Consider the following 14,747-nt stretch of genomic DNA (forward strand, 5'->3'; position numbering starts at 1 on the left):
TAAACTGAAGCGAAACCACCGATTCACCTTCGAAAGCAAAGCGATCATGGCGAAACGCCTTTCCCCGCCCGCCGTCGCGTCGCTGGACGCAACCGACCGCGCGATCCTCGCGGCCCTCGCCGAGGATGCGCGCATCGCCACCAGCGAGCTGGCGCGACAGATCGGGCTGTCGGCGCCCGCGACCGCCGACCGCGTGCGACGGCTCGAAGCGCAGGGCGTGATCGCGGGTTTCACCGTCGAACTCGACCCGCGCGCGCTCGGCTACACGCTGCAGGCGATCGTGCGCGTGAAGCCGCTGCCGGGGCAGCTGCATCTCGTCGAGGAAGTGTTGCGGCGGATTCCGGAATTCGTCGAATGCGACAAGGTGACCGGCGAGGACTGCTTCATCTGCCGGCTCTATCTACGCACGATCGAGCACCTTGACGACATCCTGTCGAAGGTGACGGAGCGCGCGGAAACGAGCACGGCGATCGTGAAATCGACGCCGGTGCCGCGCCGCCTGCCGCCGCTCGTCGACGACGACACCGCCACGCGCCGCTGATCGCCGGCGCGCGGCACGCCCCGCGCGGCCCGCGGCGGCCGGCGCCGCTCACGCGGCCGCGTCGCGTGCCTCGAAGAACGCGAGCATCTCGTCGAGCAGCGCGACGGGTGCCTCCTCCGCGATGTAGTGCCCGCAGTCGAGCGCGCGGCCGCCGACGTCGCGCGCGACGCGCCGCCATTCGCCGAGCGGATCGAAGCAGCGCCCGACGACCCCGTGCTCGCCCCACAACACACGCAGCGGGCACGCGACCTTGTTGCCGCGCTCGAGATCCGCGCGGTCGTGCTCGAGATCGATCGTCGCCGACGCGCGGTAGTCCTCGCACATCGCATGCACCGCGCCCGGCTGCGCGAGCGCGGCGCGATACGCGGCGAGCGCCTCCGGCGCGAACGGCGCGAGCCCGGCGGACCGGTTGCCCATCACGCGCTCGATGTATGCATCGGTGTGGCCTTCGATCAGCGTTTCGGGGAGCGGCGCCGGCTGGATCAGGAAGAACCAGTGAAAATACGCGGTCGCGAACGCGCGGTCCGTCTGCTCGTACATCGCGAGCGTCGGCGCGATGTCGAGCAGCATCATCCGCTCGACGGCCGCCGGATGATCGAGCGCGAGCCGGTGCGCGACGCGCGCGCCGCGATCGTGTGCGCAGACGTGGAATTGCTCGAAGCCGAAATGCCGCATCACGGCGACCTGGTCGGCCGCCATCGCGCGTTTCGAATACGGCGCGTGCCGCGCGTCGCTCGGCGGCTTGCCCGACGCGCCGTAGCCGCGCAGGTCGGTCGCGATCACCGTGAAGTGATCCGCCAGCGTCGCGGCGACGCGATGCCAGATCATGTGGGTCTGCGGATGGCCGTGCAGCAGCAGAAGCGGCGGCCCCGCGCCTCCTTTGACACCGAAGATGTCGGTGTCCTGCACCGTCACGCGAAACGATGCAAACGCCTCAAACGACATGGTTTGTTTCTCGTTGGTTTGTTATGGCGGCTATTGTAGGAGCGTGCGGCCGGCCGCTGCGCGCGGCAGATGCCCGAATGCGTAGAAAGAGAACACTCACTCGATTGTCGCCATGCCGCGCCGTTTGCTAAGCTCGCGTAGAATCGCACGACCGTTCGTATTAATATGGGCGACTCGCTGCACCGCTACACTCGAAGCACCGTTCGACCGCCAAGCATGGATGCCGGCATCGGCGCGACCGCGCCGCATCCGGCCGCCCCCTCGAGACTGGAGACATCACATGGCATTGCCCGCCGTCCTGCAGAACCTGACGCTGCCCGTCATCGCGTCGCCGATGTTCATCGTCAGCTACCCCGAACTCGTGCTCGCGCAGTGCAAGGCGGGTATCGTCGGATCATTTCCCGCGCTCAACGCCCGCCCCGCCGAACTGCTGGACGAGTGGCTCACGCAGATCCAGTCCGAGCTTGCCGACCACAAGGCGAAGCACCCGGATGCGGTGATCGGCCCGATCGCGGTCAACCAGATCGTCCATCAGTCGAACGTACGGCTCGAGCATGACGTGCGCGTATGCGTCGAGCACAAGGTGCCGATCTTCATCACGAGCCTGCGCGCGCCGGCGCGCGAGATCGTCGACGCCGTGCACAGCTACGGCGGCATCGTGCTGCACGACGTGATCAACCTGCGCCACGCGCAGAAGGCGCTCGAAGCCGGCGTCGACGGGCTGATCCTCGTCGCGGCCGGCGCGGGCGGCCACGCGGGCACGACGTCGCCGTTCGCGCTCGTCGGCGAAGTCCGCAAGATCTTCGACGGTCCGATCGTGCTGTCCGGCTCGATCGCGAACGGCGGCTCGATCCTCGCCGCGCAGGCGATGGGCGCCGACTTCGCGTACATGGGCACGCGCTTCATCGCGACGCAGGAAGCGCACGCGGTCGACGACTACAAGCGCGCGATCCTCAACGCGAAATCGTCCGACATCGTCTACACGAACCTCTTCACCGGCGTGCACGGCAACTACATCCGCGAGAGCATCGAGAAGGCCGGCCTCGATCCGGACGCGCTGCCGGAATCCGACAAGACGAAGATGAATTTCGGCGGCGACAAGACGAAGGCGTGGAAGGACATCTGGGGTGCCGGCCAGGGCGTCGGCCTGATGGACGACCTGCCGAGCGTCGGCACGCTCGTCGAGCGGCTCAAGCGCGAGTACGACGACGCGAAGGCACGGCTCGGCATCGCACGCTGACGCAGGCGGCGGGTTGCGTCACCGCCGCGCATGACGTCGGACAAAAACAAAAAGCGCGAACCGCAACGGCTCGCGCTTTTTTCATGTCCGCCCGCGGGCGGCCGACGCCGCTCAGCTCGCGCGCTTGATCCGCGTGATCGGCAGCACGCGCAGGCGCGACTCGATCGACGGGCACAGCGACTGTCCTTCGAAGCGTGCGGCAAGGAAGTCGACGAACGAGCGCACCTTCGCGGACACGTGGCGGCGGCTCGCATACACCGCGTAGATCGGCGCCTCGTGCGGCGGCACCGCGTCGAGCAGCACCGGCACGAGGCGGCCGGATTCGATGTCGTCGCCGATCACCTCGGTGCCGAGCAGCGCGATGCCCGCACCCGCGAGCACCGCCGCGCGCAGCCCCTCGAGATGGTTCACGATCAGGTTGCCGTTCAGGTTCACGCGTGACGCGGCGGCCGCGTCGATCATCAGCGAATCGAGCATCGTCGAATTCGAATCGCGGCGCAGGTAATTGTGATGCGCGAGATCGGCGATCGTCTGCGGCGTGCCGTGCTTCTCGAGATACTCGGGCGACGCGACCAGCAGGATGTGCGCGGTCGCGATCTGGCGCGCGACCAACGACGACGATTTCAGCCCGTTCGGCGCCGCGCGCACCGCGACGTCGTAGCCTTCCTCGATCAGGTCGACCACGCGATCGGACAGCGTCATGTCGACGGTCACGTCCGGGAACCGGCCCGCATAATCGGTGACGGCCTGCATCACGTGCCGCAATCCGAACGCGGACAGCGACGTCACGCGCAGGCGGCCCTGCGGCACGACGCTCGCGGCGCCGACCGCCTGTCCGGCTTCGTCGAGTTCCGACAGCGCCTGCACGAGGCGCTCATAGTATTCGCGTCCCGCCTCGGTCGGCGCGACACGTCGTGTCGTGCGATGCAGCAGCCGCGCGCCGAGCTGCTGCTCGAGATGCATCACGTGCTTGCTCGCCATCGCTGCCGACATCTGCATGCGCTCGGCCGCGCCGACGAAGCTGCCCACTTCGACGACGTAGCGAAACACATTCATGCTGACGAGGGTATCCATCGAACTAGCTCGTAATGACGGGGGAATGGTGCAATTACGAGATAGGGTAACAAAGGCGAGGAAACAGAAAGGTCAACAAAAGCAAAACGGCGCCGCGAGTGGCGGCGCCGTTCCGTTTCGTTTCGGGCGGGAAAACATGCAGCCGGCACGCGCGATTTTCGCGCGCGGCCGGCGCACCGATCGCACGTGCGCGTCAGAACTTCGCGCGGATGCCTGCGCCGAACGTGTTGCCGGTCGACAGGCTGCTGATGTGGTCGTTCATGTACGCGGCGTAGACGTCCGTGCGCTTGGACAGCGGATAGTCGTAGCCGACGGCCCAGGTCTGGCGCGTCTGGTCGAGGCCGCCGGCATCGCGCGAATACGCATACGACGCCATCGCGTTGCCGACGCCGAGCGGCACCGACACGCCGCCCTGCGCGGTGTTCACGTGCCAGCTGCCCGCAACCTGGTCATTCTTCGTATACATGTACTGGCCGAACAGCTTCACGAAATTCAGGTCGTAGGTCGCGCCGACCAGCGCGATGCCCTGGCTCTTCATGCCGGTCACGAGCGCGCTCAGGTCCTGCGGGCCGTTGTTGAAGTTCACGTACTGGTAGACGGCGGTCGCCGCGAACGGGCCGTTCGCGTAATTGAACTGCGCGCTCCATTTCTTCGAGCGGTTGTCGCCGGCCGTGTTGCCGAGCGCGTACATCGCCGCGAAATTAAGGCCGCCGAACGAAGGCGACGTGTACGACAGCGCGTTGTTCCAGCCCGAATCGCCGACCGCGCCCTGGTCGCTCGGATAGGTCGGGAACGTGCCGAGGCCGAGGAACACGTGGTACACCATCGGCGAGAAGGTGTACGAATCGTAGAACGGGTTAAACAGGATCGTCGACAGGAACAGGTGGGTCGTCAGGCGGCCGGCCGTCACCGTGCCGTACGGCGAGCTGACGCCGACGTATGCGTTGCGCGCGAAGAACGTGTCGCCCTGGAAGCGGCCGAACTGGCCGTTCTGCGCACGGAAGAAGCTTTCCAGCGTGAAGATTGCCTTGTAGCCGTTGCCCAGATCCTCTGCGCCGTGCAGGCCCCAGTACGACGTCGACATCCCGCCGCCCGACACGTTCCATGCGCGATCGCCGCCCGGGAACTTGGTTGCGCCGACCCATTCGTCAACCTGACCGTAGAGCGAGACGCTCGACTGCGCGTGGACGGGTACGGTTGCGGCCACGCAGGCGGCCGCGGCGATCAGCTTGACGGACGTGCGCGACGCACGGCGAGCGAATGCTTTCATGGGATCTCCAGGTTGTCGAATGTCGATAAGTGGCGCGAGCGTTGTTTTTGGAGCCGATTGCTTGCGTCGTATGGGGCGCAGCCATCTTTACGGATCGTGCGTCCGGTCAAAATTGCGCACACTTATTGCGGGTATAGCGGCGGCATTAACTTCGCGGAATCGGCACATGGCCAGGCACGCGGCAGCGGCTCCGCGCGGAGCGCGGCACGCGCCGGGACGCCCGCGGGGCGCGCGCGTGCCGGGCGCGAAAGATAGCGCAATGCGGCGGGAAAATCAGCGGAAATGTGTGTGCGACTGTGGCGAATTCGCATCACAGCCGGCGGGGGACGAACGCGCGAGCGCTCAGTTTCGGTAGAACGGGGAGAAAAACGGCGAGTGGGCAGGTCCTTCCTGCGCGCGGGGGGGCGGCATCGGACGGCCGCCGCGCTCCTCGTTGTAGCGCGCGACGTCGGCGCGGATCGAGCCGGCACGCAGCGGAACGTTGCCGCCGCCCGGCGGGCGCGGCATCTGGCGGGAGTCGGCGCTGATCGGACGATACGGGCTTTGCGCGGCGTAATGGCCATAGGACGGCGTCGGCCGCAGCCCCCAGCGGGAACCGTAGCTGCTCACGCCGCCGGCACGCGCGCCGCCCGGCGGCAGCGCCCGGCGCCACGCCGGCGCGTTGCCGGCCGGCTGGCCGTATGCGCGCATGTCGCCACCACCGAAACCGTGACCGAAACCGTGGCCGCCGCCAAGCGCCTGACCGCCGTGCGGCGGTTGCGCGAGCGCGAGCGGCATCAGCAGCGCGCTGAGCACGCCTGCCACCCATCGTCCGACCTTCAGTTTCACCCGTTCCGTCATCATTCAGTGCCTGTTGCAGCTCGCCGCCGGTTGTTTCCGGCCGACGCAAGCCTTTCAGCAGTAATTTATGAGCGGCCCGAAACGGTGTCGAGCCAAAAAGTGTTAGGTCGCCGGCATCGGTGTAACACCATGTTACTGCTAGGTTTTTTCACTTGATGGCGTACTCGCGGCAGAACATTCTTCTGCCGTTTTGCGCATCGGCCGCCTCCGCAGACGCCCGCCGTCACATGTAGCCGATTCATCAATCGATTCACACAATGAATTTGTGTATTGAATGACCAACCGGGACAATATCGGTTTCGCGCGCGACATGCGCGCCTGCCGCTTCCGAATCAAGATTCCCGATGGCCCGTCCCCGTTTTCTTCCCGACAACTTCACGCTCGCGCTCGTCGGCACCGTCGTGCTCGCGAGCCTGCTGCCGTGCCGCGGCCCGGCCGCCCATGCGTTCAACTGGGCGACCAACATCGCGGTCGGCCTGCTGTTCTTCCTGCACGGCGCGAAGCTGTCGCGCGAAGCTGTCGTCGCGGGCGCGACCCACTGGCGGCTGCATGCGGTCGTGCTGCTCAGCACGTTCGCGCTGTTCCCGCTGCTCGGCCTCGCGCTGAAGCCCGTGCTGCAGCCGCTCGTCACGCCCGCGCTCTACGCCGGCGTGCTGTTTCTGTGCACGCTGCCGTCGACAGTCCAGTCGTCGATCGCGTTCACGTCGATCGCGAAGGGCAACGTGCCGGCCGCCGTATGCGCGGCGTCCGCGTCCAGCCTGCTCGGCATCTTCGTGACGCCGGCGCTCGTCGGGCTGATGATCACGTCGCAGTCGGCCGCGGCCGCGTCGCCGTGGAGCACCGTCGGGAGCATCGTGATGCAGCTGCTCGTGCCGTTCGTCGCCGGCCAGCTGCTGCGGCCCGTGATCGGCGGCTGGATCGAACGCAACCGCGGCGTGCTGCGCTTCGTCGACCAGGGCTCGATCCTGCTCGTCGTCTACGTCGCGTTCAGCGAGGCCGTGAACCAGGGGCTGTGGCACCAGATGCCGGCGCGCGCGCTCGGTGGCCTGCTGGTCGTCAACGTCGTGCTGCTCGTGATCGCGCTGGTGCTGACCACGTTCGTCAGCAAGCGGCTCGGCTTCAACCGCGCCGACCAGATCACGATCATCTTCTGCGGCTCGAAGAAGAGCCTCGCGGCCGGCGTGCCGATGGCGAAGGTAATCTTCTCCGCGCAGGCGGTCGGCGCGATCGTGCTGCCGCTGATGCTGTTCCACCAGATCCAGTTGATGGCGTGCGCGGCGCTCGCGCAGCGCTGGGGGGCGCGCGACATGCGCGGCGAGCGCGACGGCGACGAGGGGGCGGCCGGTGCCGGACGCGGTGCGCTGAGCGCGGGCAAGCGCTGACGCGGGAGGCTGCGCGGCCGGCACGGCTGGCCGCGCGGGTGCATTCGCGTCTTTCTCGTTCCGTTTCCTCCGCCTCCTCCGCCTCCTCCGCTTCCTCCACTCCCTCCGTCGCACCGCCCCGCCGCCCACCCAACGCGACGCATGCACCATCAACGCGCATCGCGTCACGAAATCTTCATTCAACTCTTCGCGCGCGCTGCCGTTAAATTCGGGCGTCCCGTCGCCTCGGCCGCCCCGCCCCTCGCCCATGCCCGCGCCCCATCCCGACTCGTCCACCGCCGCCACCACGCGCCTGATCGTGGAGCGTGCGCTCGCGGCCGTGTTCCAGCCGATCGTAGACCTCGGGTCGGGGACGGTCGTCGGCTATGAAGGCCTGATCCGCGGCCCGCGCGGCACCGACCTCGAGGCGCCCGCCGCGCTGTTCGCGCAGGCCGCGCGCGAAGGCGCGACCATCGCGCTCGAACAGGCCGCCGCGCTCACCTGCCTCGACGCGTTCGCGGCGCTCGGCTGCGACGGCAAGCTGTTCCTCAATTTCAGCGCCGGCACGATCCTGCAGCTCGCCAGCGAACGCGAACGCGCGCGCCAGTTTCTCGGCCGCGCGCGGATCAGCGCCGAGCGCATCGTGATCGAGCTGACCGAGCAGAACGCGATACTGGACGTCGCGCACATCGGGCCGGCGGTCGCGTCGCTGCGCGACGCCGGCATCCAGTTCGCGCTCGACGACTACGGCACAGCCAACGCGAGCATGAACCTGTGGCTGCGCCTGCAGCCGGACGTCGTGAAGGTTGACCGCTTCTTCATCCACGACATCTCGCGCGACCCGCTCAAGTTCGAGGCCGTGAAGGCCATGCAGCACTTCGCGCAGGCGAGCGGCGCGCGACTGATCGCGGAGGGCATCGAGAACGAATGCGACCTGATCGTCGTGCGCGACATGGGCATCTGCTGCGTGCAGGGCTTCCTGCTCGGCCGGCCGGACGCGCAGCCGTCGCGGGTCGTCGCGCCGGCCGCGCGCGATGCGATCCGCGCGCCGCACATCGCGGTGTTTCCCGGCGCGACGCGCACCGTGCGGCCGGCCGGCACGATCGCCGCGAAAATGCTCGTCTCCGCGCCGCCGCTGCCGCGCGACGCGACCAGCAACGACGTGCTCGACCTGTTCAACCGGATGCCCGACCTGCATGCCGTCGCGCTCGTCGAACACGGGCGGCCGGTCGCGCTCGTGAATCGCCGCGGCTTCATCGACCGCTTCGCGCTGCCGTATCACCGCGAGGTGTTCGGAAAGAAACCCTGCCTGCAGTTCGCGAACGATGCGCCGCTGATGATCGACAACGCGACGACGTTCGAGCAACTCGCGACGCTGCTCGCGAGCCACGACCAGCGCTATCTCGCGGACGGCTTCGTGATCACCGAACACGGCCGCTACGTCGGGCTCGGCACCGGCGAGAGCCTCGTGCGTGCGGTGACCGAGATGCGCATCGAAGCCGCGCGCTACGCGAACCCACTGACCTTCCTGCCCGGCAACATCCCGATCAGCGCGCACATCGACCGCCTGCTCCAGCGCGACGCCGGCTTTCATGCGTGCTACGTCGACCTGAACCAGTTCAAGCCGTTCAACGACCAGTACGGCTACTGGCAAGGCGACGAGGTGCTGAAGTTCGCCGCGACGGTGCTGGCCGGCGTGTGCGACCCGCAGCGCGACTTTCTCGGGCACGTCGGCGGCGACGATTTCCTCGTGCTGTTCCAGCACGACGACTGGCACGTGCGCGCGACCGACGCGATCGCGCGCTTCAACGAAGGCGCGCAGCGCTTCTACACGCAGGCCGACCGGCAGGCAGGCGGGCTGCGCGGCGAGGACCGCTACGGCAACCCGGCGTTCTTCGGCTTCGTGACGATGGCGATCGGCGCGGTCGGCGTGCCGGCGGGTGCGCACGGCGCGATGCGCTATGGCAGCGACGAGATCGCGTCGGTCGCGGCGCTCGCGAAGCGGCGCGCGAAACAGCAGCCGGGCGGGCTCGCGGTCGTCGATCTCGATGCCGGCCGCGCGGCGCTGCGCGATCGCGGCGGGCCGCCGCACGCGGCGGTGGGCTGAACGGCGGGCGGTCGCCGGACGCAAGCGCGCTGCCGGCCGGTGCGGACGGCGGCGCCGGCGCCGCGCACCTGCGCCCACCCCCGATCGACTCCAGGCACCGGCCTGCCGCCCGTCCCTCGCGGACCGGGCATCCGAACGCGCGCGCCTCGTCCGCCGCACCGGCACCGCCCCGTTCCATACGATCACCTTGCCTTTTCCGCGTTTTGTTTAGTATTTTTAGTAACGTCGTTTTCGCAGATTAGCGCGTAAAAACCCGTTATTTCCGGGTATTCCCCGGTTATCCGGCCCGAATTTGGCGCTGTGTTTTACTATACAATCGCCAGCATCCTAAACAAACCGGACCCGAACGATGGGCACCACCATTCGCGACGTAGCGCGGGCGGCAGAGGTCTCGATCGGCACCGTCTCCCGCGCGCTGAAAAACCAGCCGGGCCTGTCGGAAGCCACGCGGGCGCGCATCGTCGAGATCGCGCAGCAGCTCGGCTACGACCCGGCGCAGTTGCGCCCGCGCATCCGCCGGCTCACCTTCCTGCTGCACCGCCAGCACAACCGCTTTCCCGCCAGCCCGTTCTTCTCGCACGTGCTGCACGGCGTCGAGGACGCGTGCCGCGAGCGCGGCATCGTGCCGACGCTGCTCACGGTCGGCCCGAACGACGACGTGCTGCGCCAGATGCGCCCGCACGCGCCCGACGCGATCGCGGTGGCCGGCTTCATCGAGCCCGAGACGATCGAGGCGCTCGCCGCGACCGGCCGGCCGCTCGTGCTGATCGACCTGTGGGCGCCCGGCCTGCGCTCGGTGAACATCGACAACGCAACGGGCGCGGCGCTCGCGATGCGCCACCTGCTCGCCATCGGCCGCACTCGGATCGCGTTCATCGGCGGCTCGGCCGCGCACTTCAGCATCGCGCAGCGCGCGATCGGCTACCGCCGTGCGTTCTTCGAGGCCGGAAGGCTGTTCGATCCCGCGTACGAAGTGACGATCGACGCCGGGCTCGACCCTGACACCGGCGCCGCGCGCGCGATGCAGCAGCTGCTCGACGCGCCCGGCCCGCGCCCGGACGCCGTGTTCGCGTACAACGACGCCGCCGCGCTGGCCGCGCAGCGCGTGTGCATCGCGCGCGGAGTGCGGATTCCGGAAGACATCGCGATCGTCGGCTTCGACGACATCCCGGCCGCCGCGCACGCGACCCCGCCGCTCACGACGCTCGCCGTCGACAAGGAAGCGCTCGGCCGCCGCGGCGTCGAACTGCTGCTCGCCGAATCGCCCGAGCACACCGAGATCTCCCTGCCCGTCGAACTGATCGTACGGGCCAGCAGCCAGCCCGCCGGCTCACCGGCACTCGATACCGCCACGGTCACCGAATCATGAACATGCCCCCGGTCCAATCCCGCACGGCCGCGCCGGCCGCCCACGCGCAAGCGACACCGTTCGTCGCGAGCTTCCGCGATCCGTCGTTCCTGCTGTCGCACATCGAGGACACGCTGCGCTTCTACGCGCAGAACGCGTTCGACCCGACGGGCGGCTTCTACCATTACTTCCGCGACGACGGCAGCATCTACAACCGCACGTCGCGGCACCTGGTCAGCAGCTGCCGGTTCGTCTTCAACTACGCGATGGCGTACCGGCATTTCGGCGATCCGCGCCACCTCGACTACGCACGCCACGGGCTGCGCTTCCTGCGCGACGCGCACTGGGATGAGGCGCTGCAGGGCTACGACTGGGAACTCGACTGGCGCGACGGCGCGAAGCGCGCGACGCTCGACGGCACGCGCCACTGCTACGGGCTCGCGTTCGTGCTGCTGGCGGCCGCGCACGCTGCGATGGCCGGCATCGATGAAGCGCGCGCGCTGATCGCGTCGACCTACGAGCTCGCCGAGCACCGCTTCTGGGACGCGGCCGCCGGCCTCTACGCGGACGACGCGACGCCGAACTGGAACGTGTCGTCGTACCGCGGCCAGAACGCGAACATGCACATGACGGAAGCGCTGCTCGCGGCGTACGAGGCGACCGGCCATCTCACCTATCTCGATCGCGCGGAAAAGCTCGCGACCCACATCACGCAGCGCCAGGCTTCGCTGTCGGGCGGCCTCGTGTGGGAGCACTACCATGCGGACTGGTCGGTCGACTGGGACTACAACAAGGAGGACAGCTCGAACATCTTCCGTCCGTGGGGCTTCCAGCCCGGGCACCAGACCGAATGGGCGAAGCTGCTGCTGATTCTGGAGCGGCACCGCCCGCTCGACTGGCTCGTGCCGCGCGCGGCCGAGCTGTTCGACGCGGCGCTCACGCATGCGTGGGACGCCGATCACGGCGGCCTCTGCTACGGCTTCGGCCCCGACTTCACGATCTGCGACCACAACAAGTATTTCTGGGTGCAGGCGGAAACCTTCGCGGCGGCCGCGATGCTCGGCGCGCGCACCGGCAGCGAGCGCTTCTGGGACTGGTACGACGAGATCTGGCGCTACAGCTGGGCGCATTTCGTCGATCACCGCTACGGCGCGTGGTACCGGATCCTCACCTGCGACAACCGCAAGTACAGCGACGAGAAGAGCCCGGCCGGCAAGACCGACTATCACACGATGGGCGCATGCTACGACGTGCTCGCGACCCTCGCGCGCGCGGCGCGCAGCGAGCCGACGCAATGAGCGGCGGCACCTTTCCGGCCTTCGTGTCGGCGGGCGACATCCTGACCGACATGGTGCGCGCGGGCGACGCGCAGTGGACCTCGGTGCCGGGCGGCGCCGGCTGGAACGTCGCGCGTGCGGTCGCGCGGCTCGGCGTGCCGAGCGCGCTCGCGGGGGCGATCGGCGAAGACTGCTTCTCCGACGTGCTGTGGCGTACCAGCGAGGCGGCCGGGCTCGACCTGCGCTTCCTGCAGCGGGTGCCGCGTGCGCCGCTGCTCGCGATCGTCCACGAGACACGGCCGCCCGCGTACTTCTTCATCGGCGAAGCGAGCGCGGATCTCGCGTTCGACCCGGCGCGGCTGCCGGCCGGCTGGGCCGGACACGTGAAGTGGGCGCACTTCGGCTGCATCAGCCTCGTGCGCGAACCGCTCGCGAGCACGCTCGTCGCGCTCGCGGCCGACCTGCACGCGCGCGGCGTGAAGATCAGCTTCGATCCGAACTACCGGAACCTGATGACGGCCGCGTACCGGCCGACGCTCGAGAAGATGGCCGCGCTCGCCGACCTGATCAAGGTGTCCGACGAGGACCTGCGCCACCTGTTCGGCGGCGACGGCCCCGATGCGGTCGCCGCGGTGCGCGCGCTGAATCCGCGCGCGGCCGTGCTCGTCACGCGCGGCGCGCAGGCGGCCACGCTTTACGCGGACGGCGACGTGCTCGAGGCCAGCCCGCCGCGCGTCGAGGTGGTCGACACCGTCGGCGCGGGCGACGCGTCGATCGGCGGCATGCTGTTCAGCCTGATGGCCGCGCCGCAGCGGTCGTGGCGCGAGCATCTCGCGTTCGCGCTCGCGGCGGGCGCCGCCGCGTGCCGGCATACGGGCGCGCATGCGCCGACGCTCGACGAGGTCGTCGCGCTGCTCGAACGGTGACGGGACGATGACGGCGCGCTGATCGGTCGCCGATTAGCGGCGCTGTACATGCTGCGCCGCAGTGCTACGATGAAGTGTCCTATTGCGGGAGAGGCACGATGGACACGAACACGTTCACGAAAGGCATCTACACGGCCAAGGCGCATACGCAGCACGCCGCCAACGGACAGTTCCAGGGTTACGTGATCCTCGCCCGGGACGACGGCGACGAGACGGAGAACATGCGCTACGACGTCCACACGACGAGTCCGAGCGAGGAAGAGGCGTTCGACGAAGCGAAGGCGCTCGCGCACCGGATCCTCGGCGAAATCGAGCTGTAACGCGCGAGCTGTAACGCGCGAACCGCGACGCGCCGAACCATCGCGCGCGCGCCGCGGCCCGGTCGCGGCGCGGTGCCGCATTCGGCGCTGCTCAGAGCAGCCGCGCCACCATCGACACCAGCATCGTCAGCACCAGCGTCGACATGAACGGGAACGGGTAGCGCCGACCGCCGAGCGTCAGCGTGACGTCGCCCGGCATCCGCCCGATGCCGAACTTGCCGAGCCACGGCCAGCAGCGCGTCAGGATCATCACCGCGACGAACGACGCCATCAGCCAGCGCAGCATCCCGGGCTCCCGGTCAGAGCGCGTGCGAGCGGTCGCCGCGCGCGAAGGCGTCGAGCGTGCCGTCGATCCCGCGCGAGAACGCGATCACCTTGAACAACTCGCCCATCTCCGCTTCCGAGATCAGCTTCTGCACCGCGTTCGCGGCCGGCAGGAACTGGTGGATGTCGGAAGGATCGATCGCGGCCAGCGCGTCGGTGATGCCCGCGTTCAACAGGAAGCGCGCCTGCGACGTGTAGCCGAGCAGGTCGGCGCCGGTCGCGACGCCCGCGTCGTAGATGCCGGTGAATTCGACGTGTGCGGTGATGTCCTGCAGCCCCGGGTACAGGAATGGGTCGTCATGCGCGTGATGGCGGTAGTGGCACATCAGCGTGCCGCGCTCGCGCTGCGGATGGTAGTACTCGTGCGCGGGGAACCCGTAGTCGACCAGCAGCACCGCGCCACGCCCGAGCATCGTACACACGGTACGCGTGAACGCCAGCGCGGCTTCGTGCGTCTCGGTCACGTAGCCGTCGTCGACGTCGAGCGTCGCGAGCACCGGCGGCAGGCCGGCCGCGCCGGCGGGCCGGTCGTCGAATACGAACGCGTGCCGCGCGTCGAGCGCGACGCCGCGCTCGAGCCACGCGCCGTCCGCCTTCGCGAAGAGGCGCACCGGCATCGCGTCGAGCACCTCGTTGCCGACCACGACGCCGTCGAAGCGCTCGGGCAGCGCGTCGAGCCAGCGCACCTTCGCGGCGAGCGCCGGCGCGGCCGCCGCAATCGTGTCGCGCTGCCGTTCGCGCAGTTCGCCGGACAGGTCGACGATCAGGTATTCGTCGAGCTCGACGCCGAGCGCATCGAGCGCCGCGAGCAGCCCGGCCGCGAGCTTGCCCGTGCCCGCGCCGAACTCCATCACGCGGCGCGTGCCGCTTGCCGCCAGCGCTTGCGCGACGGGATTCGCGAGCGTCTGCGCGAACAGCGGCGACAGCTCGGGGGCCGTCACGAAGTCGCTGCCGTCGTCGGCGCGGCGGCCGAACTTGCGCGCGCCGCCGCTGTAATAGCCGAGGCCGGGCGCATACAGCGCGCGCTCCATGAAGCGGTCGAACGGCAGCCAGCCGCCGGCCGCCGCGATCTCGTCGCGCAGTTGCGCGGCAAGGGTTTCGGACTGCGCGAGCGCGTCGGGGCCGGGAGCAGGTAAACTAGCGGGTTCGTGAGCTTTCGGGTTCATCCCGGCAT

At 68.8% G+C, this 14,747-nt stretch carries 14 protein-coding genes; 8 read left to right on the forward strand and 6 right to left on the reverse strand.

Annotation, left to right across the window (positions count from 1 at the left end):
- Nucleotides 1–46 precede the first annotated feature (46 nt).
- Nucleotides 47–541, forward strand: coding sequence for an Lrp/AsnC family transcriptional regulator (locus WS75_RS27555; RefSeq protein ID WP_059685296.1), 495 nt, complete (start codon nucleotides 47–49; stop codon nucleotides 539–541).
- A 48-nt stretch (nucleotides 542–589) separates the two neighbouring features.
- On the opposite strand, the gene WS75_RS27560 is transcribed toward WS75_RS27555, so the two are convergent.
- Complete coding sequence (locus WS75_RS27560) at nucleotides 590–1,486, reverse strand: alpha/beta fold hydrolase (protein ID WP_059685299.1); 897 nt, start codon at nucleotides 1,484–1,486, stop codon at nucleotides 590–592.
- Nucleotides 1,487–1,766: 280 nt separating this feature from the next.
- On the opposite strand from WS75_RS27560, the gene WS75_RS27565 reads away from it, so the two are divergent.
- Nucleotides 1,767–2,726, forward strand: coding sequence for an NAD(P)H-dependent flavin oxidoreductase (locus WS75_RS27565; RefSeq protein ID WP_059685301.1), 960 nt, complete (start codon nucleotides 1,767–1,769; stop codon nucleotides 2,724–2,726).
- A 111-nt stretch (nucleotides 2,727–2,837) separates the two neighbouring features.
- On the opposite strand, the gene WS75_RS27570 is transcribed toward WS75_RS27565, so the two are convergent.
- From WS75_RS27570 to WS75_RS27580, 3 genes are all read right to left on the reverse strand, one after another.
- Nucleotides 2,838–3,800 carry a LysR family transcriptional regulator gene (locus WS75_RS27570; RefSeq protein ID WP_059685303.1) on the reverse strand — a complete coding sequence of 321 codons (963 nt, stop codon included), beginning with the start codon at nucleotides 3,798–3,800 and terminating at the stop codon, nucleotides 2,838–2,840.
- A gap of 193 nt (nucleotides 3,801–3,993) precedes the next feature.
- On the reverse strand, nucleotides 3,994–5,070 hold the full coding sequence (locus WS75_RS27575) for a porin (RefSeq protein ID WP_059685305.1): 1,077 nt from the start codon (nucleotides 5,068–5,070) through the stop codon (nucleotides 3,994–3,996).
- A 342-nt stretch (nucleotides 5,071–5,412) separates the two neighbouring features.
- Nucleotides 5,413–5,910 (reverse strand): hypothetical protein, encoded by a 498-nt coding sequence (locus tag WS75_RS27580; protein ID WP_059685340.1) that lies wholly within the window; start codon nucleotides 5,908–5,910, stop codon nucleotides 5,413–5,415.
- Nucleotides 5,911–6,254: 344 nt separating this feature from the next.
- On the opposite strand from WS75_RS27580, the gene WS75_RS27585 reads away from it, so the two are divergent.
- From WS75_RS27585 to WS75_RS27610, 6 genes are all read left to right on the forward strand, one after another.
- Complete coding sequence (locus tag WS75_RS27585) at nucleotides 6,255–7,292, forward strand: bile acid:sodium symporter family protein (protein WP_059685306.1); 1,038 nt, start codon at nucleotides 6,255–6,257, stop codon at nucleotides 7,290–7,292.
- 247 nt (nucleotides 7,293–7,539) lie between these two features.
- Nucleotides 7,540–9,378 (forward strand): EAL domain-containing protein, encoded by a 1,839-nt coding sequence (locus WS75_RS27590; RefSeq protein ID WP_059685309.1) that lies wholly within the window; start codon nucleotides 7,540–7,542, stop codon nucleotides 9,376–9,378.
- Between the two features lie 349 nt (nucleotides 9,379–9,727).
- Complete coding sequence (locus WS75_RS27595; RefSeq protein WP_059685312.1) at nucleotides 9,728–10,747, forward strand: LacI family DNA-binding transcriptional regulator; 1,020 nt, start codon at nucleotides 9,728–9,730, stop codon at nucleotides 10,745–10,747.
- Nucleotides 10,744–12,024: an AGE family epimerase/isomerase gene (locus tag WS75_RS27600; protein WP_059685315.1), complete on the forward strand. Its 1,281-nt coding sequence runs from the start codon at nucleotides 10,744–10,746 to the stop codon at nucleotides 12,022–12,024. Before WS75_RS27595 ends, WS75_RS27600 begins: the two co-directional genes overlap by 4 nt.
- Nucleotides 12,021–12,929, forward strand: coding sequence for a carbohydrate kinase family protein (locus WS75_RS27605; RefSeq protein WP_059685317.1), 909 nt, complete (start codon nucleotides 12,021–12,023; stop codon nucleotides 12,927–12,929). The genes WS75_RS27600 and WS75_RS27605 overlap by 4 nt, the downstream gene beginning before the upstream one ends.
- Before the next feature lie 98 nt (nucleotides 12,930–13,027).
- Nucleotides 13,028–13,249, forward strand: a complete 222-nt coding sequence (locus WS75_RS27610; RefSeq protein WP_059450680.1) for a hypothetical protein — start codon at nucleotides 13,028–13,030, stop codon at nucleotides 13,247–13,249.
- 91 nt (nucleotides 13,250–13,340) lie between these two features.
- Here WS75_RS27610 and WS75_RS27615 read toward each other — a convergent pair whose 3' ends face one another.
- Complete coding sequence (locus WS75_RS27615; protein WP_057928625.1) at nucleotides 13,341–13,535, reverse strand: DUF2905 domain-containing protein; 195 nt, start codon at nucleotides 13,533–13,535, stop codon at nucleotides 13,341–13,343.
- A 13-nt stretch (nucleotides 13,536–13,548) separates the two neighbouring features.
- Nucleotides 13,549–14,739: a class I SAM-dependent methyltransferase gene (locus WS75_RS27620; RefSeq protein WP_059685319.1), complete on the reverse strand. Its 1,191-nt coding sequence runs from the start codon at nucleotides 14,737–14,739 to the stop codon at nucleotides 13,549–13,551.
- Nucleotides 14,740–14,747: the final 8 nt, after the last annotated feature.

The organism is Burkholderia sp. FL-7-2-10-S1-D7, assembly GCF_001524185.1.
In the GTDB taxonomy this organism is placed as follows: domain Bacteria; phylum Pseudomonadota; class Gammaproteobacteria; order Burkholderiales; family Burkholderiaceae; genus Burkholderia; species Burkholderia diffusa.

Excerpts from the sequence above, each read along its gene's own strand:
- WS75_RS27555 (WP_059685296.1), top strand. The coding sequence starts at position 47 with ATGGCGAAACGCCTTTCCCCGCCCGCCGTCGCGTCGCTGGACGCAACC.
- WS75_RS27560 (WP_059685299.1), bottom strand. The coding sequence starts at position 1,486 with ATGTCGTTTGAGGCGTTTGCATCGTTTCGCGTGACGGTGCAGGACACC.
- WS75_RS27565 (WP_059685301.1), top strand. The coding sequence starts at position 1,767 with ATGGCATTGCCCGCCGTCCTGCAGAACCTGACGCTGCCCGTCATCGCG.
- WS75_RS27570 (WP_059685303.1), bottom strand. The coding sequence starts at position 3,800 with ATGGATACCCTCGTCAGCATGAATGTGTTTCGCTACGTCGTCGAAGTG.
- WS75_RS27575 (WP_059685305.1), bottom strand. The coding sequence starts at position 5,070 with ATGAAAGCATTCGCTCGCCGTGCGTCGCGCACGTCCGTCAAGCTGATC.
- WS75_RS27580 (WP_059685340.1), bottom strand. The coding sequence starts at position 5,910 with ATGACGGAACGGGTGAAACTGAAGGTCGGACGATGGGTGGCAGGCGTG.
- WS75_RS27585 (WP_059685306.1), top strand. The coding sequence starts at position 6,255 with ATGGCCCGTCCCCGTTTTCTTCCCGACAACTTCACGCTCGCGCTCGTC.
- WS75_RS27590 (WP_059685309.1), top strand. The coding sequence starts at position 7,540 with ATGCCCGCGCCCCATCCCGACTCGTCCACCGCCGCCACCACGCGCCTG.
- WS75_RS27595 (WP_059685312.1), top strand. The coding sequence starts at position 9,728 with ATGGGCACCACCATTCGCGACGTAGCGCGGGCGGCAGAGGTCTCGATC.
- WS75_RS27600 (WP_059685315.1), top strand. The coding sequence starts at position 10,744 with ATGAACATGCCCCCGGTCCAATCCCGCACGGCCGCGCCGGCCGCCCAC.
- WS75_RS27605 (WP_059685317.1), top strand. The coding sequence starts at position 12,021 with ATGAGCGGCGGCACCTTTCCGGCCTTCGTGTCGGCGGGCGACATCCTG.
- WS75_RS27610 (WP_059450680.1), top strand. The coding sequence starts at position 13,028 with ATGGACACGAACACGTTCACGAAAGGCATCTACACGGCCAAGGCGCAT.
- WS75_RS27615 (WP_057928625.1), bottom strand. The coding sequence starts at position 13,535 with ATGCTGCGCTGGCTGATGGCGTCGTTCGTCGCGGTGATGATCCTGACG.
- WS75_RS27620 (WP_059685319.1), bottom strand. The coding sequence starts at position 14,739 with ATGAACCCGAAAGCTCACGAACCCGCTAGTTTACCTGCTCCCGGCCCC.